The following is a 26,317-nucleotide window of genomic DNA, read 5'->3' as shown; positions in this document are numbered from 1 at the left end:
GCCGCGCGGGGGCGAACGTCGGCGCGCTCACGCGGCCGTCACCTGGGTCCCGTCCGCGGCGTACCGCGCGCCGAGCGCGGCGCGCACCACGGTCCACAGGCTGCCGGCGGTGGCGAACGTGTCGTCGTTCATGTCGTCGTCCGCCAAGGTCACGCCGAAGGCGTCCTCGATGGCGAAGAGCAGCTCGATGGCCTGCATCGAGTCCAGGCCCAGCTCCCGCAGCGAGGAGTCGGGGGTGATCTCCTGCTCGCCGAGGAACTTCAGGAACGGCGTGAGCAGTTCGGTGAAACGGGCGTCCATCACTTCACTCCAGGGTCGGTTCCGGCCGGGGCCGGGACGGTGGTGCGGGTCAGGTGGATCCGGGTGATCTCGGGGGCCGCGCCGGGGCGGTCGCCGTCGACGACGGCTTCCGCGGGCAGCGGATGGCCGAGGAAGGCGACGAGGCTCGCGCTCAGCCCGTACGCGCCGACGTTGGGTACGGCCAGGAGGTCGCCGGGGGCGAGGGCGGGCAGCTTCGCGGCGCGCGCCCAGGTGTCGAGCGGGGTGCACAGCGGGCCGGTGACCAGGGTGTCCAGGAGCGGACCGCCGTCGCCGCCGGGCCGGGCGCCGTGCGGCACCAGGCGCGGGTTCAGGGCGGGCAGCCGCCGCAGTCCCGACATGCCGCCGAGGTGGTTGATGCCGGACTCCAGGACGACGACGTCCTTGCCGTGGGACCGCTTCACGTCGAGCACGGACGTCAGCAGGACCCCGGCCGTGCCCACCAGGTAGCGGCCCGACTCGAAGACGACCCGGGTGCCGTCGGCGTGCCGGCCGGGCAGCTCCGCGTCGAGCAGCGCGGTCAGCCGCGGCCGCAGCCCCGACAGGTCGATCCGCTGCCCTTCCGTCGCGAACGGCGCGCCGAAGCCGCCGCCGAGGTCCAGGACGCGCAGGTGCGCCCCGTGCTCCGCCAGGGCCGCCGTCAGCGTCCTGGCGGTGCGCAGCGAACGGGCGAACTGGCCCACCAGTGCGTCCACTTCACCGAGGTTGGAGCCCATGTACAGGTGCAGGCCGACGAGTTCGGCGTGCGGCCTGCCCGCGAACAGCTCCGGCCGGTCGAGCACCCACCGGGTGTCGGCGCCGAACTGCGAGGCCACGCCCGTCATCGCCAGGCCCTGGCCCGGCACCGGCTGGTCGTCGTTGACGCGCAGCAGACACCGCGCGGCGACGCCGGCCCGGCCCGCCAGACGGTCCAGCTGCCCGATCGCGTGCGGGGAGTCCACGGAGAACGTCCGCACGCCCAGCCGCAGCGCGTGGCCGATCTCCTCGTCCCGCTTGCCCGGACCGGTGTACAGGACGTCCGCGGCCGGCCAGCCCGCCTCGAGCGCGGCCCGGAGTTCGCCGGTGGAGCACACCTCGGGCAGCGCCCCGCGCTCGCGCAGCACGGCCAGCAGGGACGGGTGCGCGTTGGCCTTCAGGGAGTAGTACAGGCCCGCGCCGGCCGGCAGCGCCTCCACCAGCGCCTCGTGGTTGCGCCGGACCTCGGCCAGGTCGTAGACGTACGCCGGGGTGGGCAGGCGCGTCAGGACGTCGTCCGGCAGCGGCGGGGCCGGCCGGACGGCGCTACCGGGCCCGGACACGGGACGCCTCCTGCGCCAGGGCGGCGAGCGCCTTGCGGTCGACCTTGCCGTTGCCGGTCAGCGGCAGCGCGTCGACGACGAGGCAGCGGCGGGGGATCTTGAACTCCTCGATCTGCTCGCGCAGGCCCTGGAGCACCTCGGCGGGCGACAGCTCGCCGACCGCGAACAGCACGGCGGGGCACGGGCCCTGCGGCGGCAGGACGGCGGCCTCGCCGACCGCCGGGACGCGGCGGGCGGCGGCCTCGACCTCGGTGGCGCTGACGCGGAAGCCGTTCTCCTTGTAGATGTCGTCGCGCCGGCCCTCGAAGTACAGGTAGCCCTCCTCGTCCACCCATCCGTAGTCACCGGTGCGCAGTTGCGGCAGCAGGCCCTCCACCCGGTGGAAGCGCCGCGCGGTCAGCTCCGGGCGGCGCCAGTACCCGGCCATGACGTTCGGGCCGCGCACCACGATCTCGCCGACCTCCCCCGCGGGCCTGCGGCGGCCCTCCTCGTCGACGACGAAGACCTCGGTGCCGGGCAGCGCGCGCCCGCTGGAGCCGGGCCGCTCCAGGTCGCCGTCCGGCGGCATGATCGTGGCCCGCTTGCACTCCGTCAGACCGAACATCAGCTGCACCCGCAGCCCCGGCAGCGCCGAGCGCAGCGCCTCGAGCGTCTCGGCCGGCATCGCCGCGCCGGTGTTCGTCAGCAGCCGCAGCGGCGGCCGTTCCCGGGAGGGCCGGCGCAGCAGCCGGGCCAGGGCGTCGGCCACGGACGGGACGGCGGCGAGCACGGTGGCGCCCGTGCGCGCCAGGTTGCCCAGCAGCGCCGGGCCGACCTCGGCGGGCCGTCCGGTCACCACGTGGGCGCCGGCCTGCGCCGCCAGGAACAGCTGGTAGAGGCCGTAGTCGAAGGACAGGGGCAGCGGGCTGTAGACGACGTCGCCGGGACGGTACTCCAGCACCGACTGGATGGCCGTCGCGGCGAACGTCAGCTGCTGGTGGGTGCTGACGACGGCCTTGGGCAGCGAGGTGGTGCCGGAGGTGTAGATCAGGCACACGGGGTCGACGGTGAGCGGGCCGGGCGGCTGGTCGCGCGGCGCGGGCGAGCCGGCGAACGCCACCGCGGCGACCGCCTGGCTGCCGGCCGTGCGCACGCCGCGGCGCTGCGCGGCCGCCTGTGAGTCCGGCGTGTCGGTGACGAGCAGGGCCGGCTCGCAGTCGTCGAGGACGTGGTCGAACTGGATGCCGTGGACCTGCTCGTGCAGCAGGGAGAAGGCCACTCCGGCCCGGGAGGCGGCGTACACCAGCGCGGGCTGGGCGGTGGAACCCGGCGCGCAGATCACGAGCCGGTCGCCGCGCCGCAGCCCGCAGGCGTGCAGCCAGGCGGCCAGCCGCCGGGAGGCCGCGTCGAGTTCCCGGTAGCTCAGGGTGTGGCCGGCGCTGGTCACGGCGGGCCGCTCGGGCCACCGGGCGGCTGCCCGGTCGAGCAGTTCGTGCAGCAGGTCGGCGTGGGCGGACATCAGTTCCCTCCGGTGCGTGCGACGGGACGGGCGGGCCGCGGCGCCGCCGCGCCGGCGGGCAGGGCGCGCAGCACGATGCGGCAGATGCCGTCGACGTGGTGCAGGTTCTCCGGGACGAGGTCGTCGGCGTCGAACTCGACGGACAGCTCGCGTTCGAGGCGTTCGACGATCTCCACCACCCGGAACGAGGTGAAGCCGGGGACGTCCGCCAGCGGCCGCCCGTCGAGCAGGGCCGCCGGGTCCGTCTTGAGCACGGCGCCCGCGGCGGCCGCGACGCGGGCCCGCAGCGGGGCGGGCACGGGCGTCGCGTCGGCGGGCCGCGGCACGGCCGTGCGGGCCGTCGCGGAGGCCGTCACGGGGGCCGTCGCGGGGGGCGTCGCGGGGGGCGTCGCGGGGGGCGTCGTGGGGGCGAACGCCTCGCGGTCCCGGCCGAGTTGCTCCGCCAGGCGAGTGAACACCTCGCGGGCCTCGGGCCGGCCGCGCTCCACCCGCCGGTAGCCGAGGTAGACGCTCTCGGCCAGCGACTCCCACGCCTCGACGTGCGCGAGGGCCGCGCTGTCGTCGGCGAGCAGGCCGCGCGAGCGCAGGAAGCGGGCGTGCAGCTTGCGGGAGCGGGCCAGCAGCCAGGTCTCCAGGGTGAGCCGGTCGAAGGCGGCGCGCCGGTCGGGGTGCTCCGCGTACGCGGCGACGTACCGGGCGGCCGTCTCCTCGTCCGCCAGGTCGGTCTCGGCCCCGGCCGGGGCGGGGGGACGTCCGGCCGGGGCGAGGGTGACGGCCAGCGCCGGTCCGGGGACGGCGGCGGCCAGTTCGGCGCGGCTCAGCGGACGGCGGACCGGGCGGGCGCTGCCCCAGGGCGTCTCGTTGTGGTAGCCGTCCAGCACGACGGCGTCCGCGTCGCCGGCCGGTTCCAGCAGGAAGCTGTGCTCCATGTGCCGCCGCCCGGCGTACGGCACCCACGGCAGGTGGAAGGCGTCGGCCACCACGTAGCGTCCCTCGGCCGGGGTGAGGGCCCCGCCCGGCGCGGTGGTGCGGCGGTCCAGGACGGCGAGCCCGAGGCGCCGGGCCGCCTCGGCGAGCTGGTCGGCGGCGGAACGTTCCACCGTGGGCAGTCCGTCCGGCCCCGGCAGCGGACGGAAGCGCAGCACGGCGCCCAGATCCAGGTGGGTTCCGGGGCCGTGCCAGCGCTCGGCCAGGATCGCCAGGTTGACCTGCACGCAGTCGAACAGCGGCCATTCCACCTGGGGCTCGGGGGCGGGGGTGAGGTCAGCGGACATGGACGGCTCCCGCACCCACCGGCTGCTCCACCGGCTGCTCCACCGGCTCCAGGCCGCTCACGGCGCGGAGCAGCGCCTGCGGGTCGGGCGCCTCGTCGCTCAGCTCGCCATCCAGGAACTGCTGGTAGGCCCCCAGGTCGAGGTAGCCGTGGCCGCTGACGCACACCACCACGCCCTTCTCGGCGCGCAGCAGGCCGTTGTTGCCCTCGGCCCCGGCGCCCGCGAGACGCGCGGCGGCGGCCAGCGCGTGACCGGACTCCGGGGCGGGCAGCACCATCTCGCCGCGGGTGAAGCGGCGGCCCGCGTCGAGCGCCTCCGCCTGCCCGACGGCGGTGGCCGCGATCTGGTCGCGGTGGCGCATCGCGGACAGCACCTTCGCCGCGCCGTGGAAACGCAGCCCGGCCGAGTGCGAGTCGGGGATCGGGTAGGAGCTGCCGATGGTGTACATGGCCTCCATCGGCCCGGTGCCGGTGGCGTCCGTACGGTCGTAGGCGTACGTGCCGCGGGTCAGTTTGGGCGTCGTGCTGGACTCGGCGGCCACCAGCAGCGGCGGCTCGGCGCCCGCGGCGGCCGCGGCCGCGAAGAACGGCAGCGCGATCCCGCCGAAGTTGGAGCCCGCGCCCACGCAGCCCACCACCGCGTCGACCGACGCGTCCAGGCCGGCGAGCTGGTCGGCGGCCTCCAGACCGATCACCGACTGGTGCAGGATGCTGTAGGTCTCCCCGCTGCCGATGCAGAACGCCGCGCCCTCGGTGCGGGCGGCGTACTCCACCGCCTCGCCGATGGCCAGCGACAGGCTGTTGACGTCGTCCCCGGAGCGCCGGGCCACCTCCGTCAGCGGGCTGGGGCTGGCGTGCACGGTGGCCCCGAGGGTCCGCATCAGCGTGCCCCGGTAGGGCTTCCGTCGCAGGCTGCCCCCGACCATGAACACGGTGCACTTCATGCCGAACATGGCGCAGGCGGCCGCCAGGGCGGTGCCCCACTGCCCGGCGCCGGTGCCGCTGACGAGTTCGCGCACACCGGCCCGCGCGTAGTAGTAGGCCTGCGCCAGGGCGGTGTTGAGCTTGTGGCTGCCGGAGATGTTGCCGCCCTCATACTTCACGTAGACCGGCACCCGCGCCCCGACCGCGCGCTCGAAGCCGCGGGCCCGCCACAGCGGCGTGGGCCGGAACGCCCGGTAGGCGTCGGCGACCTCGGCCGGGATCTCCCAGTACTCCTTCAGCTGCACGCTCTGGCGTACCAGCGCCATCGGCAGGTTGACCTGCACGCCGGCGCCGCCCGCGGTGTCGGGCGTGCGGTCCGCGGGCAGCGGCTCGTCCAGGTGCGGCAGGACGCTGCGCCAGCGGGCGGGCGGTTCGGCACGGCTCATCGGGACGCCTCCGCCGCGGACACGACGATCTCGATCAGGTCGTGGACGGTCCGGAAGCTGCGCCCGACGAAGAGGTCGTCGGGCAGGAGGATGTCGAGTTCGTCCTCCAGGCGCACCAGCATGCCCACGAAGCCGAGGGAGTTGACGCGCAGGATCTCTCCGTTGAGCGGCTCGTGGTCGTCGATGTCGGCGGGTCGCAGGGACAGCCGGGACTCGGCGATGACCACGCGCTTGACGGACTCGGTGACCGCGGCGCGGTCCAGTCCGGTGATCATGGTTCCTCCGTGAGGGGTCGGGAAGGCCTCGAGGGCTCCGGGAAGGCCGGGAGGGCCGGGGAGGACCCGGCGCGCCCGGGAGGTCAGGGCCGGGACGCGGTCAGGGGGCTGCGCAGCGTGCCGCGCGCCTCGACGACCCAGCTGTGGGTGACGAGCGAGCCGAGCGTGACGGGGCCGCGCACGTGCATGCGGCCGGTGCTGATGGAGATCTCGGAGCCGAGGCCGAGCGTGGGGCCGTCGTGCAGCCGCAGGGAGCCGTTGACGACGATCGCCGCGGCGTCGACGCGGCGGGTGAACTCCTCGCTCACGCCGGCGTCCCGGGCGAGGACGCCCTCGGTGTGCCCGGAGCCGTAGCGCCGGATGTGGGCCAGCGCCTCGTCCATGCCGTCGACCGCGCGCACGCCGATCGTGGCGTCCAGGAACTCACGGCCGAGGTCGTGCTCGTGCAGGTCCTCGATCCGCCAGGGCCGGTCGCCGCCCTGTCCGTCGGGCCGCGGCACCCGCGCGTCGAGGCGGACGGCCACCCGCCGGTCGCCGCGCTCGGCGGCGCGCAGGATCGCGCGGACCAGATCACCGGCGACCTCGGCGTCGGCGAGCAGCATCTCGGCGGTGTTGCAGGCGGTCGGCTCCGGCAGCTTGCTGTCGAGGGCGACCTCGGCGGCGAGGTCCAGGTCGGCGCTGCGGTGGACGTAGAGGTGGTTCACGCCGCCGCCGCTGGCGATCACCGGGATCGAGGAGGCGCCGCGGCAGTAGTCGATGAGCGAGGGGCTGCCCCGCGGGATCAGCACGTCGACGGCGTCGGGCCGCTTCAGCAGGGCGCGCAGCTGCGTGCGGTCGGGATCGTCGAGGACGGTGACCAGGTGGGCCGGGAGTCCCGCGGCCTCCAGGGCCTCACGGGCCACGGCGGACAGCGCCTCGTTGGTGCGGGCGATCTCCTTGCCGCCGCGCAGCAGCACGGCGTTGCCGACCGCGACGGGCAGCAGGGCGCCCTCCACGGTGACGGTGGGCCGGGCCTCGTACACCATGAACACCACGCCGAGCGGCTTGGGCGTCCGCAGCCGCACCCCCCAGTCGCCGACGGGGACTCCGGCGTCCGGGGCGGTCACCTCGGCCAGTTCGGACAGGGTGGCGCGGGTGAGCTGCTGGAGCCGGCCGAGGTGGGCGTCGGTCAGCCGCAGCCGGTCGAGCAGGACGGGTGACAGGCCGCGTTCCGCGGCGAGGGTCACGTCCTGCGCGTTGGCCTTCAGGACGGCCGGCCAGTGGTCGGCCAGGCGGTCGGCGAGTTCACGGCAGTAGCGCGCGTACGCGGGGTCGCCGGTCGGCGGCGCGGCCGCGAGGGCGGCGCGGGCGGATGTGAGCAGTGCGTCGGTCATGATCTCCTACCACATGAACTGGCCGCCGTCGACGATCAGCTTCTGGCCGGTGACATAGCCGCTGAGCGGGCCCACGAGGTACTCCAGGGCGTCGGCGATGTCGTCGGGCGAGCCGATGCGACGTTGCGGGATCTCGGACAGGACGGCGGCGCGGTGCCGGGGTTCGTTCAGCCGGAACCGGGTGACGAGCTCCTCGGTCCCGGTCATTCCGGGGATCAGGCAGTTGACGCGGACGGCGGGCGCCAGCTCCAGGGCCAGGCATTTGGTGAGCTGGAGCAGTCCCGCCTTGGCCGCCGCGTAGTTGACGCCGTCGAGCCGGGGGCGGATGCCCGTGGTGGCGCCGACGTTGACGACGACGCCGTCCCCGGCGGCCAGCATGGCCGGGGCGAACGCCTGGGTGAGGTGGAAGGGTCCGGACAGGTTGGTGTCCAGGACGCGCTGCCAGTCGGATTCGGTGAGGTCGAGGAACGGGCGGTCGATGTTGACGCCGGCGTTGTTCACCAGCACCCGCGGCGTGCCGTGCTCGGCGAGGACGTGCCGGGCGGCGGCGCGCACCGCACGGCTGTCGGAGACGTCGGCCCGCACGGCGATCAGGCCGTGCTCGGCGGCGGCCCGCCGGGCCGCCTCCTCGTCGGCCCGGTACAGGGCGACGGTGCGGTGGCCCAGGCGCACCAGGCGCCGGGACAGGGCCAGTCCGATGCCGCGGGTGCCGCCGGTGACGACGGCGAGCGGACGGGGTTCGGTCATCGCGCGTGCTCCTGTGCCGCGGGGGTCGTACGGGTGAGGAACTCGTCGAGGTGCCCGAGCAGGGCGCCCTGGTGGGCGGGGTCGAAGACCTCGAAGTGCCCGCAGTTCAGGTGCCGTACGGCCAGCCGGTCGGCCAGGCTGCGCCAGCGGTCGGTCTGCCGGGCGCGGTGCTCGCTCTCGCAGACGACCAGCAGGGCCGGCCCGGCGCCCCGGACCTCGGTGCGGTGGGCGGCGCCGGCCCTGATGTGCGCCAGCGCGGTGGCCCGCGCCCGGGCGGTGTCGCGGCCGCCGCCCAGGGCGGCGACGGACCGTTCCACGGCGGACAGCAGGTCGGCCCGTACGGCGTCGTCGGCGCTCTCCGGCTCGGGGAAGCTGTCGATGAGGACGACGGCGGGCGCCGGGCCGTCCTCGGCGAGCCGGGCCGCCAGCTCCCAGGCGATCACGCCGCCGAGGGACCAGCCGGCCAGCAGGTTCGGCCGGCGCGGCAGCCCGGCCACCAGGTCGAGGTACCTGCGGGTCATCTCCGGGACGCTGTCGTCGGGTTCCTCGCCGGCCAGCAGGCCGTCGGCGCGGATGCCGTGCACGGTGCCGTGCCGGGCGAGCCGGCTCGCGACGCCGAGGTACTGGGCGAGCCCGCCGCCCGCCGGGTGGATCAGCAGGCTGTCCAGCGGACCGGGCCGCTGCGCGAGCAGGGTCAGCAGCCGCGCGTCGGAGGCGGGGGCAGGGGCGGGGGCGGGGACGGGAACGGGGGCGGTCATCGTGCACCGTCCTGGGAGCGGGTGATCCAGGCGGCCTGGGCACGGATGGTCGGGTCGAGGAAGAAGTCGAGGACGGGGATCTGCACGCCGTGGCGTTCCTCGATCGCGGCGCGCGCGGTCATCACGTTGAGCGAGTGGGCGCCGTGGTCGAGGAGCGAGCGGTCGACGGGGACGTCGGCGCGCCCGAGCAGCTCCCCCCACAGGCGCTGGAGCCACGCCTCGAGCGGGTCCCGCGCCGTGGTGACGGCCCCGCCGCCGGACGCGGCCTCCTCGCGGACGGCCTTCTCCGCCGACTTCAGCAGGGTGGGGCGGTCCACCTTGCCGTTGCGGGTGACGGGCACGGAAGCGACCTCGAACACCCGCGAGGGCGCCATGTAACCCGGGACCGCGCCGGCCACCCGGCGCCGCACGTCGTCGGGGAGCGGCGAACGGCCGTCCTCCGGCACGAAGAACAGCACCAGCCGCCGGTCGGCCCCCTCCCCCAGGACGGCGGCCACCGCGAGCGCCACGTCGGGGTGGGCGGCGGCCGCGGTCTCCAGTTCGCCGAGTTCCACCCGGTGGCCGCGGATCTTGACCTGGTCGTCGTCGCGGCCCAGGAAGAGCAGCGTGCCCTGCTCGTCGCGGAGCACCTGGTCGCCGGTGCGGTACATGCGGGCGTCGTCCCGGTCGCCGCGCGGGTCGGGCAGGAAGCGTTCCGCGGTGCGCTCGGGGTCGCCGACGTACCCGTGCGCGGGGCAGGCGCCGCCCAGGTACAGCTCGCCGGGCACGCCGAGGGGGGCGAGGTGGCCGGTGGCGTCCACCACGTGGGCGGTCGTGTGGGTGATCGGGCGGCCGATCGGGACGTGGTCGGGCCACGGCCCGGACCCGGTGAGCCGGTGTGTGGTGACGGCGTGCGTCTCGGTGGGGCCGTAGAGGTTGACCAGGCTGATGTGCGGCCGGTCGGCGAAGAAGCGCCGGATTCCGTCGTCGAGGAGCAACTGCTCCCCGGAGACGCACAGGTGGCGCAGCTCCGGCAGGTCGTCCCCGGCGTCCTGGGCGGCCCGGGTGAAGGGGCGCAGGGCGGCGACGGGGAGGTAGACATGGGAGACCCGCGCCGCGCTGACCCGGGCGAGCACCGCGGGCAGGTCCCTGCGGTCGGCCGGCTCGCGGGAGACCAGGGTCCCGCCGGCCACGAGGGTGGGCACGATCTCCTGGAAGGACACGTCGAAGCCGAGGGGGGCGTACTGGAGGAAGCGGGTGCGCTCGTCCATGTCCAGCGCGTCGAGCTGCCAGGCGGTGAGGTTCACCAGCGGACCGTCGCCCATCAGCACGCCCTTGGGGCGGCCCGTGGAGCCGGAGGTGAACATGATGTACACCCCGTAGGCATCGACGTGGTCGTCGCCGTCGCCGCCGTCGCTGCCGTCGCTGTTGCTGCCTCCGTCGTCGCTGCCGTCGTTGCCGTTGCCGTTGCCGTTGCCGTTGCCGTTGAGGACAGTGCTGTCGCCGTCGGCGGCGGCGGTCAGTTCGCTCAGTGCCACCACCCGGGCTCCGTCGACGGCCCCGCGGCCGACGACCAGCCCGCAGCCGGCCTTGCCGGTCATGTAGGCGAGCCGCTCGCCGGGCAGGGTCAGGTCCAGCGGCAGGAACACGGCGTGCCGCTCGAGCACGGCCAGGACGGCGACGACCGTCTCCACCAGCGTCGGCGTGGTCAGGCCGACCACGGTGCCGGGGCCCACTCCGTACCGGGCGAGCCCCGCCGCGGCGGAGCGGACCAGCTCCTGAAGCTCGCCGTAGGTCACACGGCGGCCGTCCTCCTCGACCGCGGTCGCCCCGGGCCGCCGGGCCAGGCCCGCGCGCACCCAGCGGCGCAGGTCCGGGTGGGCGGGCGGGCGCCAGAAGCCGTCGTGGGCGCGGGACTCGGCCGGCGAGGCGTCCTCGAAGAGTTCGGCGAGGACCGTGCCGGGGCGTTCGACGGCCTTCTCCAGCAGGCCGGTCAGTGAGTCGGCCAGCGCGCCGGCGAGCGGTTCGGGCAGCAGCTCGCGGTCGTGCTCCAGCTCCAGGAGCCAGCCGTCGGGACCGGGGGTGACGCCCAGCCAGAGGTCGAACTTGGCGGTGCCGTTGCCGTGCTCGCGCACCCGCAGGACGACCGGGCCGGGTTCCGTGTCGGCCGCGTCCTGCATCGCGAGCATGCAGGAGAAGACCGGGTTGCGGTTGGTCGAGCGGTCCGGTGCGACGAGGCGCACGACGCGGTCGAAGGAGACCGCCGCGCTGCTCTTCACCCGGTCCGCCTCGGCCCGGACCGTCTGCGTGACGAAGTCGTCGAAGCGCTGGTTCCAGTCGACGTCGACGACGAGCGGCAGGGTGTTGACGAAGAAGCCGCACAGGTCGAGTGAGCCCAGCGTGCGGCGGGCCAGCACCGGGCTGCCGAAGACCACCGGCGTGTTGCCCGAGTGCCGTGCGAGGAGCGCCGCGTAGACGGCCGAGAAGAAGACGAACGGGCTGACGCCGAGCGCCGCGCAGACCTCGCCGAGGGCCCGGGAACGCTCCGGGGAGAGCCTGATCTCGCGGCGGGCGCCGGTGAAAGCAGTGGTCGTGGGCCGGTTGGGCCGGGGGTGGAGCACGGTGGCGGGCGCGGCGCGCAGCCGGTCGGCGAGTTCGGCGGCGCTCCGCTCGACCTGCTCCTCGTCGGCGGCCGACAGCTGCGCGGCCAGCTCCCGGCACAGGGCCCGTTCACGGGCGACGCGCACCCGGTCGACGTCGAGGTCGGCGCGCACGGCCGCGGTGAGGTCGCGGACGAACTGGCGCAGCGAGAACCCGTCGAAGACGAGGTGGTGCACCACCAGCAGCAGCGTGGAGCGGGACCGGTCGGCGGTGTGCAGCAGGACCGCCCGCAGCAGCGGGGGCCGCTCGAGGTCGAAGGCGTGGCCGCCGAGTTGCCCGAGCAGTTCGGCGCGCCGCCGGTCGAAGCCGTCGGCGTCGGCCTGGACCACCCGCAGCGGCGCCTGGTCCGGGACGGTTCCCAGTTCGGCGTGGGGGGCGGGCCGTTCGCGCACGGCGAGGCGCAGGGCGGGCTGGACGGCCAGCACGGCGCGGAGCGCCGGGCCGAGGTCAGCGGGGTCGAGCGCCGGGTCCAGTTCCAGCTCGGCCACGACGTTGTAGAGGTGCGGGACCGGCACCGAGCCGTGCACGACGAGCAGGCCCTGCTGGGCCGCCGTCAGGGGCAGGGTGGCGGTGGCGAGCTGCGGCGCGACGGTCATCGCACGCTCTCCGCGGGCACGAGGAGCCCGTGCAGCCACTGCCGGAGATCCCCGACCGTGCGGACCGCGGCGAGGCCCGTCGGATCGATCTCCTGGTCCGGGTCGGGTATCAGCTCACTGGCGATCCGCACCAGGGAGAGTGAGTCCAGTCCGACCTCGGCCAGCGGGGAATGGTCGTCGAAAGGCACACGCACATGCCTCCTGACCGCCGAAACGATGTCGCCGCCGGTCACGTCGTCCGTACGGTTCATTAATCAGGCTCCTCAGGCAACGGTCACTTTTATGACGCTTGAAAGATGATTCATCGATTGCCGAAGAGCGGTCAAGCAGCGCTTGAGACGGCATCGAGTTATTCGATGGGAGGTCATCGAATTTCTCGATGGGAGGTCATAGAGTTTTCCGATAGGGCGTCATCGGATTTCTCGACAGGACGTCATCAGGTTTCTCGATGAGACGTCATCAGGGTTCCCGCGGGAAGCCAGAAAAGGGTGAAAGGGCAGCGAGAGCGAAAGGACCCGGGGAGGGGGATCTCAAGATCCGGGGAGGGGGTTCGCGTCAGGACGGCCGGTCCGCCGTGGCCGCGGCGGCCTGCTTCGCGGAGTGCCGGCGGGCCTTGGCGCGGTTGCCGCACACCCGCATCGAGCACCAGCGGCGGCTGCGGTTCTTGGACACGTCCCAGAAGACCCAGGCGCAGGCGTGCTCGGCGCAGCGCTTGAGCCGGACGGCCTCGCCGGTGACGACCAGTTCGCTCCATGCGATCGCGAGGCCGGCCAGAGCCTTCCTGACCGGCGTCAGGTCGGCGGCGGGTGACAGGACGCCGCCGTCACGGCGGGCGCCGCGGACGGTGATCAGCACGGGCAGTTCCCGCAGGGCCTCGTCGGCTCCGGCGAGGAGTGCCGTGTCGGCGGTGTCGCCGACGTTGACGCCGAGTTCCTCCCGGATGCCGGTGCGCAGGCGCAGGCACAGGGCGTGGTCCTCGGCGCCGATCCGGCGTTCGCGGTCGAGCAGCCCGCGGTCGGCGAGCCAGGCGGACAGCGCGCCCGGCGTGGCCAGCTCGTCGGTGCCGAGCTCCACGTCGACGGTGTTGGCGAAGGCCTCGATCAGCTGTGCGGAAGCCGGGGCTTCGGACATGGGTCATCTCCTCGTCGAGGGTCCAGCGTACACCCCGCCCTAACCGGCTAACAGCTTGACCGGGTAGCGGACTTGGTCCGTGACGTGTCAGACTCGCCTCCTCGGGGATAACCACTGAAGGCGATAGCCGGTTAGGGGAAGTGATGAGCGACCAAGCCGTCCAGACCGCGAAGGCCCCGGTGGCAGCGGTCGCGGACACCCGGGTGGAAGCCTCCGCACGGTCCGCGGCGGGCCCCGCCGGCCGGCGCGCCGGGGAGCCCACCGCGCGGCAGGGCAGCCGCAACGCCGCCGTCCTGCTCGCCTTCACCGCCGTCACCAACCTCGCGGACGGCGTCACCAAGATCGCCCTGCCGCTGCTGGCCACCCGCGTCTCCGCCTCCCCGGCCCAGATCTCCGCGGTGTCGCTCACCCTTTCGCTGCCCTGGCTGCTGGTGGCCCTGCACGTCGGCGTCCTGGTCGACCGCGTCGACCGCCGGCGCCTGCTGTGGGGGGCGAACGCGCTGCGGCTGCTCGCGCTCGGCGCGCTCATCGAGGCCGCCCGGGCCGGCCGCGTCACCATCCCCGTGCTCTGCGTCGTGGGCGCGGTCCTCGGCGTGGCCGAGGTCATCGCGCTGACCTCGGCGTCGGCCCTGATCCCGGCCCTGATCCCGCCGGAGGGCCGCGAGCGGGTGAACGCCTGGATCGCCGGGGCCGAGACGGTCTGCAACGAGTTCTGCGGCCCCTTCGTCGGCGGCATCCTGCTCGCGGCGGGCACCGGCTTCGCCCTCGGCGCGACCTGGGCGTCCTACCTGCTGGCGGCCCTGGTCCTGCTGCTGCTCGCCGGCCGGTTCCGCGCCGCCCCGGACACCTCCCGGGCCGGCGCCGGCGCCGGCGAGAGCGTCAACCGGCAGATCAGCGGCGGACTGCGCTACCTGTGGCAGCACACGCTGCTGCGCACCATGTCCCTCATCCTGACGGTCCTGTGCGCCTGCTGGGGGGCCTGGCTGGCGCTCATGCCGCTGTACGCCACCGACGTGATGCAGCTCAGCCCCCGCCAGTACGGGACGCTCCTGAGCGCGCTGGGCATCGGCGGCCTGACCGGCGCCCTCGCCGTGACCCGCGTGAACCGGACCCTCGGACGCCGCTGGGTGATGTTCGCCGACCTGGTCGGCACCTTCGCGATGATGGCCGTGCCCGCGCTCACCACCGACCTGTGGGCCGTCGCCGGCGCCGCCTTCGTCGGCGGCATGGGCGGCACCCTGTGGACGGTGAACGCCCGCACCATCGGGCAGCGCCTCGTCCCCGACTCCCTGCTCGGCCGCTACACCGCCGTGAGCCGTCTCTTCAGCTGGGGCGCCATGCCCATCGGAGCCGGCGCCATGGGCCTGCTCGCCGAATGGATCGGCCTGCGGCTCGCCTTCCTGGTCTTCGCCGCTTTCGTGGCCGTGGCCGTCGTCCCCTTCCTGCGCGTCCTGACCCGTCCCGCCCTCGCGGAGGCGTACGGCGACTAGCGGGCCTCAGCCTCCCGCCGCACGAGGGAAAACGCCCGCCGGTGAAGAGGAGAGCACCGCGAATACTCCTCTCGAACGGCCCCCGTGACAAATACGGAATTCAGAATCTCTATGGTCGCGCGGCAAGGGGCGGACGCACCCTTGCGCCGTTCCGGACGCCCGCGCATATCGTTCTCGCTACGCCTCGACGAACATTCCATTCTCTTGTCGCGAAGCCGAGAGCTGTTCCGGCGTCATGCGACGCGTCACGGAAGAGGACCGGACATCATGAACGCCACCTGGACCATGTACGACTGGTTCGCGGCCTCCGCGGCCGAGCACGGCGACCGGCGGACCGCACTCGAGGTCGCCGGGGAGCACCTGACGTACGCCGAACTCGACGCCACCGCCCACCGGCTGGCGGCCGGACTCCTCGCCGCACACGGCGGCGTCCCCTCGCGGGTGGGCCTGCTGGCGGCCCGCAGCACGGCCGCCTACGCGGGCTACCTCGCCGTCCAGCGGCTCGGCGCCGCCGTCGTCCCGCTCAACCCGGCGTTCCCTCCCGCCCGCAACGCGACGATCGCCCGCGACGCCGGCCTGGACCTCGTGATCGCCGAGGAGGGCGCACCGGGCCACGCCGGCCTGCAAGTCCCGGTCGTCGTGCTGTCGGCCGAGCGGATGCGGGCGCTGCGCAGCGGCCCGGTGCCCGAACTCCCGGCGTCCACGGCCGGACCCGACGACCTCGCGTACATCCTGTTCACCTCCGGGTCGACGGGACGGCCCAAGGGCGTGCCCATCGCCCACCGCAACGTGTCGGCCTATCTGAGCCACGTCATCCCGCGCTACGAGCTGGGTCCGGGCGCCCGCGTCTCCCAGACCTTCGACCTGACCTTCGACCCGTCGGTCTACGACATGTTCGGCGCCTGGGGCGGCGGCGCCACCCTCGTCGTCCCCGGCAAGGAGGACCTGCTCTCGCCGGTGCGGTTCGTCAACCGGCACGGCATCACGCACTGGAACTCCGTCCCGTCCGTGGCGTCCATCGCCCGGCGGCTGCGCGCGCTGAAGCCCGGCGTCATGCCGACGCTGCGCTGGAGCCTGTTCTGCGGCGAGGCCCTGATGCTGAGCCACGCGCGCGCCTGGCAGGCCGCGGCCCCCGGCTCCGTCCTCGAGAACATCTACGGCCCGACCGAGATGACCGTGACCTGGACGGAGTTCCGGCTGCCCGCCGACGCCGACGACTGGCCCCTCCCGGCCAACGGCACGGTGCCCATCGGGACGCCCTACCCCGGTCAGGAGCACCTCGTCATCGGCGAGGACGGCCGCCCGGCCCCCGACGGCGAGCTGTGCGTGCGCGGCTCGCAGCGCTTCCCCGGCTATCTGGACCCGGCCCACGACATCGGCCGGTTCCTGTCCTTCGACGGCGAGCGGGCCGTCCCGTACGACGGTTCGCGGCCGCTGACCGCCGCCCACTGGTACCGCACGGGCGACCGGGTCACCACCCTCGACGGGGCGCTCGTCCACCTCGGCCGTCTGGACCACCAGCTCAAGATCCGCGGTTACCGGGTGGAACTCGGCGAGATCGAGTCCGCCCTGCTCGCGCGGAGCGACGTGACGGAGGCCGCCGTGGTCGCCCTGCACGGCCCGGACGGCGACATCGAACTCGCGGCCGTGTACACCGGCTCCGCCCGGGACACCGAGGCCCTCCTCGACGACCTGCGCGAGCGGCTGCCCGCCTACATGGTGCCGACCGTCCTCACCGCGCTGGACGCGCTGCCGCTCAACGCGAACGGCAAGGTGGACCGCGGGGCGCTGACCACCATGCTGTCCGCCCCGGCCGCGGCCTGATCCATCCACTCCCCCGCACTCCATCCACTCCCCCGCACACCGGCGGCCGGGCTCCCCCCGCGCGGGACCCCGGCCGCCGGCGCGCGGATGCGCCCGCCGTGCCGGTGTCCCGGTGTCCCCGGTGCGGTGTGCGGTGTGCGGTGCCCGGTGACGCGCACCGCCCAACGGCGTTCCGCGCCTCCCGCCCCCGAACCGCCCGCCCGCGCGCGGCGCGCGACCGGACCCCTTGCGCGCGGCCTCGCGCGGCGCGCGACCGGACCGCCCGCGCGCGGCCGCGCGCGGCGCGACCGCCCCGGACGGGCGGCCGACCGCGTCGGCACGGTCAGCAGACCGCTTGCAGCGCCGGCCCGGCGGCGGCCGCCGTGTCCGACTCGGCCAGCACCTGGCGGGCCGTGCCGAGCACCGTGCGGAACACCGGGTCGTCATCGAGGCCGCCACGCCAGACGCACTGCGAGTACACGGTGAAGGGCGGCCGCCAGTCCAGGCGCCGCAACTGCCCCAGCCGCAGTTCTTCGGCGACCGCGACGGTGGGCAGCAGCGCCATGCCGATGCCCTCGCCCACACTGCGCTTGACCGCGTCGACCGAGCCGAGGACGAGGATCCCGCGGGCGACGGCGCCCGCCTCGGCCAGCTCCCTCTCCAGGCCCCGCTGGTATCCGCTCTCCCGGCTGGCGCAGGCCACCGTGTGGGGGGCGAGGTCGGCGGTGGAGACGACCGGCCGGCCGGCCAGCGGGTGTTCGGGGTGCGCCACCAGGCTCAGGCCCTCCGGGCGCAGCACGAGATGGTTCACGTCGGTGGCCGCCGTGCGCGGGCCGATGAAGAACGCGCAGTCGATCTGCTCCTCCCGCACCAGCCGCACCGGGTCGCCGTCCAGCGCCCGCAGCACCAGGTCGAGCTGCTGGTGGCGCAGGTGCAGGTACTCGATGAGCGGGACCAGGCGGTACGTGACGATGCACTCGGCGGCCCCGATCACCAACGCGTCCGGGGCGTCAGCGGGGCCGCACACGGACCGCTGGGCCAGCTCGCTCAGCTGCACGATGCGGCGCGCGTAGCGGTGCAGCCGCCGGCCTGCCGGGGTCAGGCTGGCCCCGGAGGCCGTACGGAGCAGCAGCGGCGTGTCCAGCGCCTGTTCCAGGGACTTGATGCGGGCGGTCACGGTCGGCTGGGCCAGTCCGAGGATGCGGGCCGCCTGCGTGAAGCTGCGGGAGTCCGCGACCGTCAAGAACGCGCTGAGGTGCTTGATGTTCATCCGTCAGCTCCCGTCCACCGCACCGAACGCGGCGAGTGCGCGGACCCGTATGCGGAATCGAATCACGCCGATCCTCCATGTGCTCCGTGTCTGGTAGCTGATCTGATGCCGACGACACCAAGTAACGTACAGAACGTTCGCTATGTTTTTCTAGCCCGGAAGGACAGCTACCGCTTCCGGGGAGCGGGGAGGGCTCAGATCCTCCCGGCAGCGACGCCGCGCAGGACCAGCCGCCAGATCTGCTCCAGCCGGTCGGCGACGCTCCCGGCCCCGCCCGGCGGCCCGTCGGCGCCCGTACGGATCTCCGACTCCGCGCCGGCGAGCAGGTACACGATCAGGGCGGCGAGCGTCTCCGGGCAGTGCTCCGGCCGCAGTTGGCCGTCCGCGCGGGCACGGTTCAGCAGGTCGAGCACGGTCGGCAGCCAGGAGCCCGACCACTGCTCCATCACGTCCGGCTGCTCCCGGGCGACCCGCGCCGCCGCCCGGGCGGCCACATCCTGCTCCAGCAGGGAGGCGAGCGCGACGGTCAGGTCGACCACGGCGCGCAGCCGCGAAGTACCGGCCGACAGCGTCCGGTTCACCACGGCGTCGACACTCGCCACGCCCTCTTCCCGCACCGCCTCGGCCAGTGCCTTCTTGGTCGGGAAATGAAAGGTCACAGCACCCATCGAGGCGTCCGCGACCTGAGAGACCCGGGACAGCCGCGCCCCCTCGTAGCCCAGCCTGTCCATCTCCAGCGCCGCCGCCCGGACGATCCGGGCGCGCGTCCGCAGCGCCCGCTCCTGCTGCCTCATGCATCTCCTCCTCCTGATCACGGCCGGACGGCCGGGAGCGACCCCCGGCCGTCCGCGATGCCAATTTAGCAAAACGATCGTTCTCTATGCTTTGCCGGGAAACAACGACGCCGGTACGACTTCAGGAGGAGGTCTTGCGATTGCCGCCGCGAGGCGCCCGTGCGCGCTACACGGCGGTCGAACCGCCGTCGACCGCCATGGCGGAGCCCGTGACGAACGACGAACGGTCGCTGCACAGCCAAGCCGCCGCCTGCGCCACCTCGTCGGGCCGCGACATCCTGCGTTGCAGCGAGTCGGAGAGGAAGACCTCCTCCAGCTCCGGCAGCTCCGCGATGACGCCGTCCATCATCTCGGACCGGGTGGCCCCCACGACGAGCGCGTTGACGCGGATGCCCCGCCGGCCGTAGTCGTAGGCCGCCGCCCGCGTCAGGCCGATCACCGCGTGCTTCGAGGCGACGTACGCGGCCGAGGCTCCGGTGGCCTTCAGACCCGCGACACTCGAGGTGTTCACCACGGCCCCGCCGCCGGAGCCGAGCATCGCCGGTATCTGGTGGAACAGGCAGTTCCACACCCCCCGCACATTGACGTCCATGGTCCGGTCGTACGTCTCCGCGTCCATCTCGTGAAGCGGGACGCCCGCCGTGCCGTACCCGGCGTTGTTGAAGGCCGCGTCCAGCTTGCCGAACGTGTCCACCGCCGTCCCCACGGCGCGGGCGACGTCACCCGGCACCGTCACGTCCCCCGCGACGGCCGCGGCCCGACCGCCGCCGTCGCGGATGCTCTCCACCAGCTCGGCCAGCCGCTCCGCGCGCCGGGCCATCAGGACGACCGCCGCCCCCTCGTCGGCGAACAGCCGGGCGGCGGCCGCGCCGATCCCGCTCGACGCCCCGGTGATCATGGCCACCTTGCCGCCCAGCAGCCTGTGTTCGTCTCCCACGTCTACTCCCCCTCAGTCACATCCGTGTCGCGATGTCTGTGTCTCGCGATGTCTGTGCGCGATGTCTGCGCGCCCTGTCTGTGTCACGACGCCGGTGTCACGACGTCCGTGTCACGACGTCCGTGTCACGACACGCGACGTCTGTGTCGCGCCGTCACGTGCCGGGCGTCCTGCACCGGCCGCCCCGTCGATCATGCCCACGGCAAAGATCTCTCAGACCGCTCAGACCGCTCAGACCGGCCACACCGTGCCGGCGGCGGCCTCGGCGTCGACCGACCGCAGCAGTTCCTCGTCCACGGCGTGCAGCGAGTCGACCAGGTACCGGACGCCGGCCTCGCGCATCAGCTGCCGCTGGAAGCTGTGCTCGAAATGGCTGGGGTGACCGATGAAGGGCATCCCCAGCGATCTCGCCGTCTCGCCGACCGCCGCGACGTCGTCGATCACCAGCACCTGGTCGTGCTTCAGCCCGAACCAGTCGGTGGCGATCTCGTGCAGCCCCGGCCGGAACGCGTCGGTGCAGATGTATCCGGGGTCGTCGAACAGATCGGCGTGCTCCCCGAGGAACGCGTCGAAGTGGCTCTTGTCGAGACCTCCGTAGCAGACCGTGCGAAGACCCAGCCGCCGGAGCCTGCGGACCAGTTCGATCGCCCCGTCGTTCACCCGTACCGGGTGCGCGGCCACATGGCGTGCACGCTCCTCGAAGTACGCGTCGAGCGCCTCCTCGCCGGTCATGGGCTCGTCGACCGCCTCGGCGAGCAGCCGGCCCGCGACCGAACGGGGCTGGGAGAAGATGCTCCGCTCGACCTCGGCGGTGTAGGCGCAGCCGCGGCTCACCAGGAAGTGGTGGATGACGGGGCTGAAGGTGTCGTCGAGCATGACGCCGTCGATGTTGACCGCGCACACGCGCAGATGTCCCAGACCGTGAACCATGTCTTCTCCCCTGTCGATACGGATTCTTCACGCTGTCCGCTGTCCGCTTGCGGCGTCCGGCCTGCGTCCGCCGACGTCCACGGTCAGTCCTTCGCGCCGCCGCCCTCCCGGGCGGCCGCCGAAGCGGAGGCCGCGGCGGAGGCGGCCCGCAGCAGCTCCGTCGCGCGCGCCTCGCTCACTTCGGTGTGGGCGATGACGGTCGGCACGGCGATGCCCGGTAGCAGCAGCCGCCACATCCGCACGACCCGGTCACCCAGGTCCGCCCGCTCCTCGCTGGCCACGGCGGAGTACGTCTGCATGCCCGTACACGCCTCGACGACGAACTCGGCGAGTTCGTCCGGGTCGACGCCGGCCTGTAGCTCGCCCTTGCCGGCCGCGACGCGCAGACAGTCGGCCATGATCGCGCCCCAGTCGCGGTAGGGCTTGGCGTCCCGCAGGCCGAACGCGCCCTGTTCGGTGGTGAGCCGTACGCCCGCCCGCAGCAGCGGGTCCGTCCTCAGCTGCTGCGACCAGACAAGGGTGATGTCGACGAGCCGTTGCAGCCCCTCCGACTCCAGCCACGGGACTATCGAATCGGGCTGCGCGTTCATGACCGCGCGGGCCAGCGCCTCCTTCGACTCGAAGTGGAAGTACAGCGCCCCGGCCGTGAGTTCGGCCTGCTGAAGAATGTCCTTGATGCTCGCTCCGGCGAAACCGGACTCGTCGAACACCTCTGCCGCCGCTCGGAGCAACTGCCTCCGAGTCTGCACTCCCCGTTCCTGCCTGGGTTGACGCACCACCAGTACCTCCTTGCGAAACCGAACACTCTTTACGGTATCGGCCTCAGCTCCCGAACCTGCCAGATGTCGAGCAGGACTCAAGCCAGCCAGCCGGAAAACTTCCGATTCGTCCATCCTCGCGGCAGCCTCCTTGGCCTACTCGTGACACCATCTTTACTCTTGCTTGACAGAAAAACAAAACGAGCGCTCTCTATATTGTTGCCGACAAGTTCACCGCGCCAAACACACGAGGTCAACCACATCCATGGGGGGATCAACATGACCGTGACTGCCTCGACGCGAGTCATAGAACGTCCGTCGGCCACCTCCGTTCCGCGCGAGTACGTACACAAGGCCGCCGCGTCGGAGGTCCTGCTGACCGGACTGTCCCCGACCGGACCCGACCGCTTCCACGTCACCGCCAGGTGGCCGTCGCGACACCCCTTCTACGGGCCGAAGGGCGGCTTCCACGACCCGCTGCTCGTCGCCGAGTCGGTCCGTCAGAGCGTGCCGCTGCTCAGCCACGTCGCCTACGCGGTCCCCTTCGGCCATCGCCAGTCGTGGAGCAGCCTGCGCTACGAAGTCGACCCCGTCGCCCTGACGTTCACCGGGAACGACGCCGCCATCGACATGCACGTCACCTGCTCCGAGATCGTCCGCCGCGCCGGCCGGCTGACCTCGCTGCGCATGCAGGTCGACCTGTACATCGACGGCCGTCCGCTGGGCGTGGCGGAGACGAGGTTCTGCAACCTCTCCCCCGCCGTGTATCCGCGCCTGCGGGGTCCCTACGCCGACGCCGCACAGGCCGCCCAGCGCGCCGTCCCGCTCGCGCCCGCCGTGGCCCCGGCCCACGTCGCCCGCACCCGCACCCATGACGTGGTCCTCTCCCCCGCCCTGTTCCCCGCCGTGTCCGCCGACCCGTCCTCCTGCCCGGCGCTCACCCGCGCCCAGCTGCGCGTCGACTTCTCTCACCCCGTCCTCTTCGACCACCCGGCCGACCACGTCCCCGGCATGCTGCTGCTCGAAGCCGCCCGCCAGAGCGCCCACGCGGCGGCCCACCCGCTGCCGGGACTCGCGACCGGCTTCGACGCGGTGTTCAGCCAGTACGTCGAGTTCGACGCCCCCTGCTGGATCGACCGCACGCCGGCCGGAGACCTCGGGGACGCCCACCGGCTCATCCGCGTCCAGGCCGTACAGAACGACTCCCCCGCCTTCACGGCGACCATCGCACTGACCTCGCCGTGACCACGGGGCCCGCTCGGACGACCGGCCAGGACGACGTGCCGCGTCCGGGCGCTTCGAGCACCGCCGCAGCAGCCGGCTGATCCACGGCGGTACGCACGTCGCCAAGCGCCGGCAAGCCCCAGTACCGCTCCGGCCACGAAAGCCCGTAACCGGGCAACCGGGCCGACGTCACCCGATCGGAGGGGCGTCAAGGACCTCCCCACCGAACGAAAAGCCCTGTACGCCTCCCTGACGGCCTTTCACGGTCGCCAAGGTCGGATCACCCCGCCCCGGCGAAGACAGTCCCGTGAAGCCCCCATTCCGCACGTCGCTTTTGACCCCGATACCCGCTATACGCCTTCTGGCACACGCGCGAAGCCGGAGGGGGAGAACGGGGGCCGACAAGACCGCCGCCCGGCGCGGGGGCAACCAGAGGCATGCGGAGGCTCGAGCCGGTGCTGGGTGATTACGGCGTAATCACCCAGCAGCAGGCAGGCCGACGAGCGACAGCCGACGCACGGACACACTGCCGAGCGGCACAGTGATTACGCCGTAATCACCCAGCACCGCGCAGGCGGTGAGCCGGGCAAGCAGACCGCCGAGTGATTACGCCGTAATCACTCCACAGCCGAGCAGGCTGGTGGTCGGACCGGAACGGACCGCCGCCGCGGGCTGCTCGCAGCCGCCGGAGCGCCGGGCGAAGACAGGGGGCCAAGCCAGCGGGCCACGCGGGTGATTACGCCGTAATCACCCGACAGCCGAGCAGTCCGGTCGGCCAGACCAACGGGCCACGCGGGTGATTACGGCGTAATCAGGCGTGCGGACGACCCAGTCTCTGAGATGGCTCGGTGATTACGGCGTAATCACCCGCCGGGCGCACCGTTCGCCTCACTGGCCCGGCTCGGTGATTACGCCGTAATCACGCGTGCGACGGCGACCCGTGGCGACGACCGCAAGGCGACGGTCCCGCAACCGCGACCCCTCGCCCGCCCGCAAAGTCGGCTGCCGTGACGCCGGCAGTGATTACGCCGTAATCACTCGGGATCGTGAGCCGCTGTTCAGGTGCGGCCCTCAGCTGCTCTCGGCATTTCGGGCATACCGTTTCGGAGGCTCCGTCACGTCCACCAGAGGCGGGGTGGGCGCGCCAGTTGAACGTTTCCCGCATCAACTTGGTATAGCTAACGCGTCGATGCTGTTATCGATCATCGACGTTAGTATGGTGTCCTTCATGAGTTCGCCAGCCATCTCAAGCGACCGCGAGAAGGTCGTCTCCAAGCTGCCGGGACGGCTCCGGCAGAACCTCAAAATCAGAACGGCGCAGCACGGCATCGAGATCCAGACCGCCGTGGAGCAGGGCATCAGTGCGTGGTGCGGCCTTGCCTCGGCCACCGCGCCCGTCGACACCGCCGGTGCCGACTCCTTCTCCACCTTCCTGCCGCCCGGCCAGTGGGAAGACTTCCGGCAGGTCGCCTCCGACCGGGGCGTCTCCCTCATCCAAGGGCTCGCCCAGTCCGTGCAGTTGTGGCTCGACGCCAACCCGGCACCCGACATCGAGCGGCCTGCCGTCACCCGCCGGATCATCGTCTGCAACCAGAAGGGCGGCGTCGGCAAGACGGCGATCACCGCCGGCTTGGGCGAAGCCCTCGCCGAAGACTCCAACGCCCTGCACTCCGTAAGGGTCGCCAAGGCGCTCGCCAAGGCCCTGCGGGCGAGCGACGCGCACGCCGACGCCGAACCGGCCGGCGATCCGCTCGACATCGAGAACCTGCCCGGTCTCGGACTGCGCGTCCTGCTCGTCGACTTCGACCCGCAGTGCCACCTCAGCAACCAGCTCGGCGCCGCGCCCCTGCCGATGAACGGCGACAGCCTCACCAACCACATGGCGGGCGACCCCAAGGGCGACCTTCGGGACCTCATCGTCTCCATCGACGACGACGCCTTCGGCGGACGCCTCCACCTGCTGCCCGCCTGCAACGACGCCTTCCTTCTGGACGTGCGGCTGTCCGCCGTGCGAGCCCGCGAAGCCGCCCTGGAACGCGCCCTGGCTCCTCTCGAGGCCGATTACGACGTCATCCTCGTCGACTGTCCGCCCAGCCTCGGCCTCAGCATGGACGCCGCCGCCTACTACGGCCGCCGCCGCGACGGCGAGAAGCCGGGCCAGTCCGGGGCCCTCATCGTGGTGCAGGCGGAGGACAGTTCCGCCGACGCCTACGAGCTCCTCACCACCCAGATCGACGACCTGCGCGGCGACCTCCAGGTGGACATCGACTACCTCGGCATCGTCGTCAACCTCTACGACTCCCGCCGCGGCTACATCGCCACGTCCTCTCTGCAGGGGTGGGTCGACATAAAGGATCCACGCGTCGTCGGACTGATCGGCGATCTCAAGGAGCAGAAGGAAGCAGTCCGCTTGAAGCAGCCCCTGCTGTCGTACGCACCCAAGTCGCAGCAGGCGATCGGCATGCGCGCGTTGGCCAGGGAGATCGCATGAGCAAGGCCGATCAGCTGGGCGCGGGACGCTTCGGCGCGGCGGCCACGCGTACCGTGAGCGCGCGCCGTCAGGCCGTTGCCGCGGCCACGGGCGTTCCCACCGAGGGCATCGCGCCTCCGTCGGAACTTCCGGTGCACCGCATCAGCGTCAACCCCGACAACCCGCGCTCCTCTCTGGGCGATCTCGCCGACCTCGCCGGCAGCCTGACGACGCATGGGCAGAAGGTGGCGATCACGGTGATGAACCGCGACGCCTACCTCAGGGTCAACCCTGACAAGGAAGCCGACCTCGAGCCGGACACCACCCATGTCGTCATCGACGGCAGCAGCCGCCTCTCGGCGGCTCGTGAAGCGGGCCTGGCCACCATCAAGGTGATGGTCAGCGACGACCAGGGCAGCACGTCCGAAGAACTGCTGGAGTCGGCCCTCGTCGCCAACATCCACCGTCAGGACCTCGAGGAGATCGACGAGGCCCGCGCCCTTCAGCGCCTCCTCGCCATCCACGGGAGTCAGAGGGCACTCGCCAAACGCCTCCACCGCTCTCAGGGATGGGTGTCTCAGCGCCTGGCGCTTCTCCATCTCACCCCCGAACTGCAGGAGCGCATCGGCGAAGAGCCCATCGATCTGCTGCGCGCGGTCGGCAACAAGCCCGCTCAGGAACAGGAAGCGGCCCTGGAGGACCTGAAGGCGGAACGGGCCCGGAGGGACGAAGCCAAGGCCCGGACGCTCAGGCCTGAGAGCGCACCACCCGGGGAACGGCCGGACCCTGAACCTCAGGACGATCAGGGAAGTGATTACGGCGTAATCACCGGCGGTTCCGTTCCTGGCTTCGCCGGCGAGGCCGAGGCCGAGGCGGAGCCGACGGCCGATCACGCTGCAACCGTCACGTCGAAGGTCACGGACGATGCGTCTCACGGCCGGTCGTCGGCGTCCGAGCAGTCCCCTCCGTCCGAGCCGTCCCGGCCGTCCCAGCCGTCCGTGCCCGCGCAGGGACCCACGGCCGAAGGAACGGCCGGGCCCAGTGGGGGTGCGAGTGCGAGTGCGGGGGAGCAGAAGCCGAAGCGGTTCCCCTACGAGGACGGTGTGTACGCCGCGCAGCACCTGATCTACAAGATGCCGCCGGAGGAGTTCAACAAGATGCTGGATCTGCTGATCAAGCACAGGGACAGCCAGGGCGTCCCCGCCACCTGATCGGAAGCAGCGAGCCAGGCAGCCGTCAGAAGCTGCCGACAGCGCGGGGTGTGGTGATTACGGCGTAATCACCAAGGCGGTCGTGCGGGTTGCTCGGTGATTACGCCGTAATCACCGAGCAACCCGACCAGCGGCACAGGCCGGGGGAGCAGG

At 72.9% G+C, this 26,317-nt stretch carries 22 protein-coding genes; 5 read left to right on the top strand and 17 right to left on the bottom strand.

Features of this window, described 5'->3' with window-relative positions:
* Positions 1–27 precede the first annotated feature (27 nt).
* The 12 genes from OG802_RS35790 to OG802_RS35735 form a co-directional block, all read right to left on the bottom strand.
* Positions 28–300: an acyl carrier protein gene (locus OG802_RS35790; RefSeq protein WP_329418035.1), complete on the bottom strand. Its 273-nt coding sequence runs from the start codon at positions 298–300 to the stop codon at positions 28–30.
* Positions 300–1,616 carry a type III PLP-dependent enzyme gene (locus OG802_RS35785; RefSeq protein WP_329418033.1) on the bottom strand — a complete coding sequence of 439 codons (1,317 nt, stop codon included), beginning with the start codon at positions 1,614–1,616 and terminating at the stop codon, positions 300–302. Before OG802_RS35785 ends, OG802_RS35790 begins: the two co-directional genes overlap by 1 nt.
* Positions 1,600–3,114, bottom strand: coding sequence for a class I adenylate-forming enzyme family protein (locus OG802_RS35780; RefSeq protein WP_329418031.1), 1,515 nt, complete (start codon positions 3,112–3,114; stop codon positions 1,600–1,602). The genes OG802_RS35785 and OG802_RS35780 overlap by 17 nt, the downstream gene beginning before the upstream one ends.
* Positions 3,114–4,388, bottom strand: coding sequence for a hypothetical protein (locus tag OG802_RS35775; protein ID WP_329418028.1), 1,275 nt, complete (start codon positions 4,386–4,388; stop codon positions 3,114–3,116). Before OG802_RS35775 ends, OG802_RS35780 begins: the two co-directional genes overlap by 1 nt.
* Positions 4,378–5,757 carry a TrpB-like pyridoxal phosphate-dependent enzyme gene (locus tag OG802_RS35770; protein WP_329418026.1) on the bottom strand — a complete coding sequence of 460 codons (1,380 nt, stop codon included), beginning with the start codon at positions 5,755–5,757 and terminating at the stop codon, positions 4,378–4,380. The genes OG802_RS35775 and OG802_RS35770 overlap by 11 nt, the downstream gene beginning before the upstream one ends.
* Complete coding sequence (locus tag OG802_RS35765) at positions 5,754–6,032, bottom strand: acyl carrier protein (RefSeq protein WP_329418022.1); 279 nt, start codon at positions 6,030–6,032, stop codon at positions 5,754–5,756. Before OG802_RS35765 ends, OG802_RS35770 begins: the two co-directional genes overlap by 4 nt.
* 83 nt (positions 6,033–6,115) lie before the next feature.
* Positions 6,116–7,405 carry a glutamate-5-semialdehyde dehydrogenase gene (locus tag OG802_RS35760; RefSeq protein ID WP_329418020.1) on the bottom strand — a complete coding sequence of 430 codons (1,290 nt, stop codon included), beginning with the start codon at positions 7,403–7,405 and terminating at the stop codon, positions 6,116–6,118.
* A gap of 6 nt (positions 7,406–7,411) precedes the next feature.
* Positions 7,412–8,152, bottom strand: coding sequence for an SDR family NAD(P)-dependent oxidoreductase (locus OG802_RS35755; RefSeq protein WP_329418017.1), 741 nt, complete (start codon positions 8,150–8,152; stop codon positions 7,412–7,414).
* Positions 8,149–8,910 (bottom strand): thioesterase domain-containing protein, encoded by a 762-nt coding sequence (locus OG802_RS35750; protein WP_329418015.1) that lies wholly within the window; start codon positions 8,908–8,910, stop codon positions 8,149–8,151. Before OG802_RS35750 ends, OG802_RS35755 begins: the two co-directional genes overlap by 4 nt.
* Positions 8,907–12,146: a non-ribosomal peptide synthetase gene (locus tag OG802_RS35745; RefSeq protein WP_329418013.1), complete on the bottom strand. Its 3,240-nt coding sequence runs from the start codon at positions 12,144–12,146 to the stop codon at positions 8,907–8,909. Before OG802_RS35745 ends, OG802_RS35750 begins: the two co-directional genes overlap by 4 nt.
* On the bottom strand, positions 12,143–12,397 hold the full coding sequence (locus OG802_RS35740) for an acyl carrier protein (protein WP_329418011.1): 255 nt from the start codon (positions 12,395–12,397) through the stop codon (positions 12,143–12,145). The genes OG802_RS35745 and OG802_RS35740 overlap by 4 nt, the downstream gene beginning before the upstream one ends.
* A gap of 304 nt (positions 12,398–12,701) precedes the next feature.
* Positions 12,702–13,277 carry a CGNR zinc finger domain-containing protein gene (locus OG802_RS35735; RefSeq protein WP_329418009.1) on the bottom strand — a complete coding sequence of 192 codons (576 nt, stop codon included), beginning with the start codon at positions 13,275–13,277 and terminating at the stop codon, positions 12,702–12,704.
* Between the two features lie 143 nt (positions 13,278–13,420).
* Between OG802_RS35735 and OG802_RS35730 the strand changes: the two genes are divergently transcribed.
* The gene (locus OG802_RS35730) at positions 13,421–14,767 is read left to right on the top strand and encodes an MFS transporter (RefSeq protein WP_329418007.1); all 1,347 of its coding nucleotides are present in this window, start codon (positions 13,421–13,423) and stop codon (positions 14,765–14,767) included.
* A 267-nt stretch (positions 14,768–15,034) separates the two neighbouring features.
* The gene (locus tag OG802_RS35725; protein ID WP_329418005.1) at positions 15,035–16,591 is read left to right on the top strand and encodes an amino acid adenylation domain-containing protein; all 1,557 of its coding nucleotides are present in this window, start codon (positions 15,035–15,037) and stop codon (positions 16,589–16,591) included.
* Positions 16,592–16,913: 322 nt separating this feature from the next.
* On the opposite strand, the gene OG802_RS35720 is transcribed toward OG802_RS35725, so the two are convergent.
* From OG802_RS35720 to OG802_RS35700, 5 genes are all read right to left on the bottom strand, one after another.
* A complete protein-coding gene (locus tag OG802_RS35720) occupies positions 16,914–17,840 on the bottom strand; it encodes a LysR family transcriptional regulator (RefSeq protein ID WP_329418003.1) in 927 nt (308 codons plus the stop codon).
* 194 nt (positions 17,841–18,034) lie between these two features.
* Positions 18,035–18,634: a TetR/AcrR family transcriptional regulator gene (locus OG802_RS35715; protein ID WP_329418001.1), complete on the bottom strand. Its 600-nt coding sequence runs from the start codon at positions 18,632–18,634 to the stop codon at positions 18,035–18,037.
* Between the two features lie 166 nt (positions 18,635–18,800).
* Entirely contained in the window at positions 18,801–19,571 is a 771-nt protein-coding gene (locus tag OG802_RS35710) for an SDR family NAD(P)-dependent oxidoreductase (RefSeq protein WP_329417999.1), read from the bottom strand.
* Positions 19,572–19,802: 231 nt separating this feature from the next.
* Entirely contained in the window at positions 19,803–20,501 is a 699-nt protein-coding gene (locus OG802_RS35705; protein ID WP_329417997.1) for an HAD family phosphatase, read from the bottom strand.
* A gap of 83 nt (positions 20,502–20,584) precedes the next feature.
* Positions 20,585–21,250, bottom strand: a complete 666-nt coding sequence (locus OG802_RS35700) for a ScbR family autoregulator-binding transcription factor (RefSeq protein ID WP_329417995.1) — start codon at positions 21,248–21,250, stop codon at positions 20,585–20,587.
* Positions 21,251–21,538: 288 nt separating this feature from the next.
* Between OG802_RS35700 and OG802_RS35695 the strand changes: the two genes are divergently transcribed.
* The 3 genes from OG802_RS35695 (at position 21,539) to OG802_RS35685 (ending at position 26,164) form a co-directional block, all read left to right on the top strand.
* On the top strand, positions 21,539–22,504 hold the full coding sequence (locus tag OG802_RS35695; protein WP_329417993.1) for a ScbA/BarX family gamma-butyrolactone biosynthesis protein: 966 nt from the start codon (positions 21,539–21,541) through the stop codon (positions 22,502–22,504).
* A gap of 1,207 nt (positions 22,505–23,711) precedes the next feature.
* Positions 23,712–24,974: a ParA family protein gene (locus OG802_RS35690; RefSeq protein ID WP_329417991.1), complete on the top strand. Its 1,263-nt coding sequence runs from the start codon at positions 23,712–23,714 to the stop codon at positions 24,972–24,974.
* Entirely contained in the window at positions 24,971–26,164 is a 1,194-nt protein-coding gene (locus OG802_RS35685; RefSeq protein WP_329417989.1) for a ParB/RepB/Spo0J family partition protein, read from the top strand. Before OG802_RS35690 ends, OG802_RS35685 begins: the two co-directional genes overlap by 4 nt.
* The last annotated feature ends 153 nt before the right edge of the window (positions 26,165–26,317 follow it).

Source organism: Streptomyces sp. NBC_00704 (assembly GCF_036226605.1).
Lineage (GTDB): Bacteria > Actinomycetota > Actinomycetes > Streptomycetales > Streptomycetaceae > Streptomyces.
This window is presented reverse-complemented; position numbering and strand designations above follow the sequence as displayed.

Excerpts from the sequence above, each read along its gene's own strand:
- OG802_RS35740 (WP_329418011.1), bottom strand. The coding sequence starts at position 12,397 with ATGAACCGTACGGACGACGTGACCGGCGGCGACATCGTTTCGGCGGTC.
- OG802_RS35750 (WP_329418015.1), bottom strand. The coding sequence starts at position 8,910 with ATGACCGCCCCCGTTCCCGTCCCCGCCCCCGCCCCTGCCCCCGCCTCC.
- OG802_RS35735 (WP_329418009.1), bottom strand. The coding sequence starts at position 13,277 with ATGTCCGAAGCCCCGGCTTCCGCACAGCTGATCGAGGCCTTCGCCAAC.
- OG802_RS35770 (WP_329418026.1), bottom strand. The coding sequence starts at position 5,757 with ATGAGCCGTGCCGAACCGCCCGCCCGCTGGCGCAGCGTCCTGCCGCAC.
- OG802_RS35775 (WP_329418028.1), bottom strand. The coding sequence starts at position 4,388 with ATGTCCGCTGACCTCACCCCCGCCCCCGAGCCCCAGGTGGAATGGCCG.
- OG802_RS35760 (WP_329418020.1), bottom strand. The coding sequence starts at position 7,405 with ATGACCGACGCACTGCTCACATCCGCCCGCGCCGCCCTCGCGGCCGCG.
- OG802_RS35755 (WP_329418017.1), bottom strand. The coding sequence starts at position 8,152 with ATGACCGAACCCCGTCCGCTCGCCGTCGTCACCGGCGGCACCCGCGGC.
- OG802_RS35690 (WP_329417991.1), top strand. The coding sequence starts at position 23,712 with ATGAGTTCGCCAGCCATCTCAAGCGACCGCGAGAAGGTCGTCTCCAAG.
- OG802_RS35790 (WP_329418035.1), bottom strand. The coding sequence starts at position 300 with ATGGACGCCCGTTTCACCGAACTGCTCACGCCGTTCCTGAAGTTCCTC.
- OG802_RS35705 (WP_329417997.1), bottom strand. The coding sequence starts at position 20,501 with ATGGTTCACGGTCTGGGACATCTGCGCGTGTGCGCGGTCAACATCGAC.
- OG802_RS35725 (WP_329418005.1), top strand. The coding sequence starts at position 15,035 with ATGAACGCCACCTGGACCATGTACGACTGGTTCGCGGCCTCCGCGGCC.
- OG802_RS35780 (WP_329418031.1), bottom strand. The coding sequence starts at position 3,114 with ATGTCCGCCCACGCCGACCTGCTGCACGAACTGCTCGACCGGGCAGCC.
- OG802_RS35765 (WP_329418022.1), bottom strand. The coding sequence starts at position 6,032 with ATGATCACCGGACTGGACCGCGCCGCGGTCACCGAGTCCGTCAAGCGC.
- OG802_RS35745 (WP_329418013.1), bottom strand. The coding sequence starts at position 12,146 with ATGACCGTCGCGCCGCAGCTCGCCACCGCCACCCTGCCCCTGACGGCG.
- OG802_RS35730 (WP_329418007.1), top strand. The coding sequence starts at position 13,421 with ATGAGCGACCAAGCCGTCCAGACCGCGAAGGCCCCGGTGGCAGCGGTC.
- OG802_RS35695 (WP_329417993.1), top strand. The coding sequence starts at position 21,539 with ATGACCGTGACTGCCTCGACGCGAGTCATAGAACGTCCGTCGGCCACC.
- OG802_RS35720 (WP_329418003.1), bottom strand. The coding sequence starts at position 17,840 with ATGAACATCAAGCACCTCAGCGCGTTCTTGACGGTCGCGGACTCCCGC.
- OG802_RS35685 (WP_329417989.1), top strand. The coding sequence starts at position 24,971 with ATGAGCAAGGCCGATCAGCTGGGCGCGGGACGCTTCGGCGCGGCGGCC.
- OG802_RS35715 (WP_329418001.1), bottom strand. The coding sequence starts at position 18,634 with ATGAGGCAGCAGGAGCGGGCGCTGCGGACGCGCGCCCGGATCGTCCGG.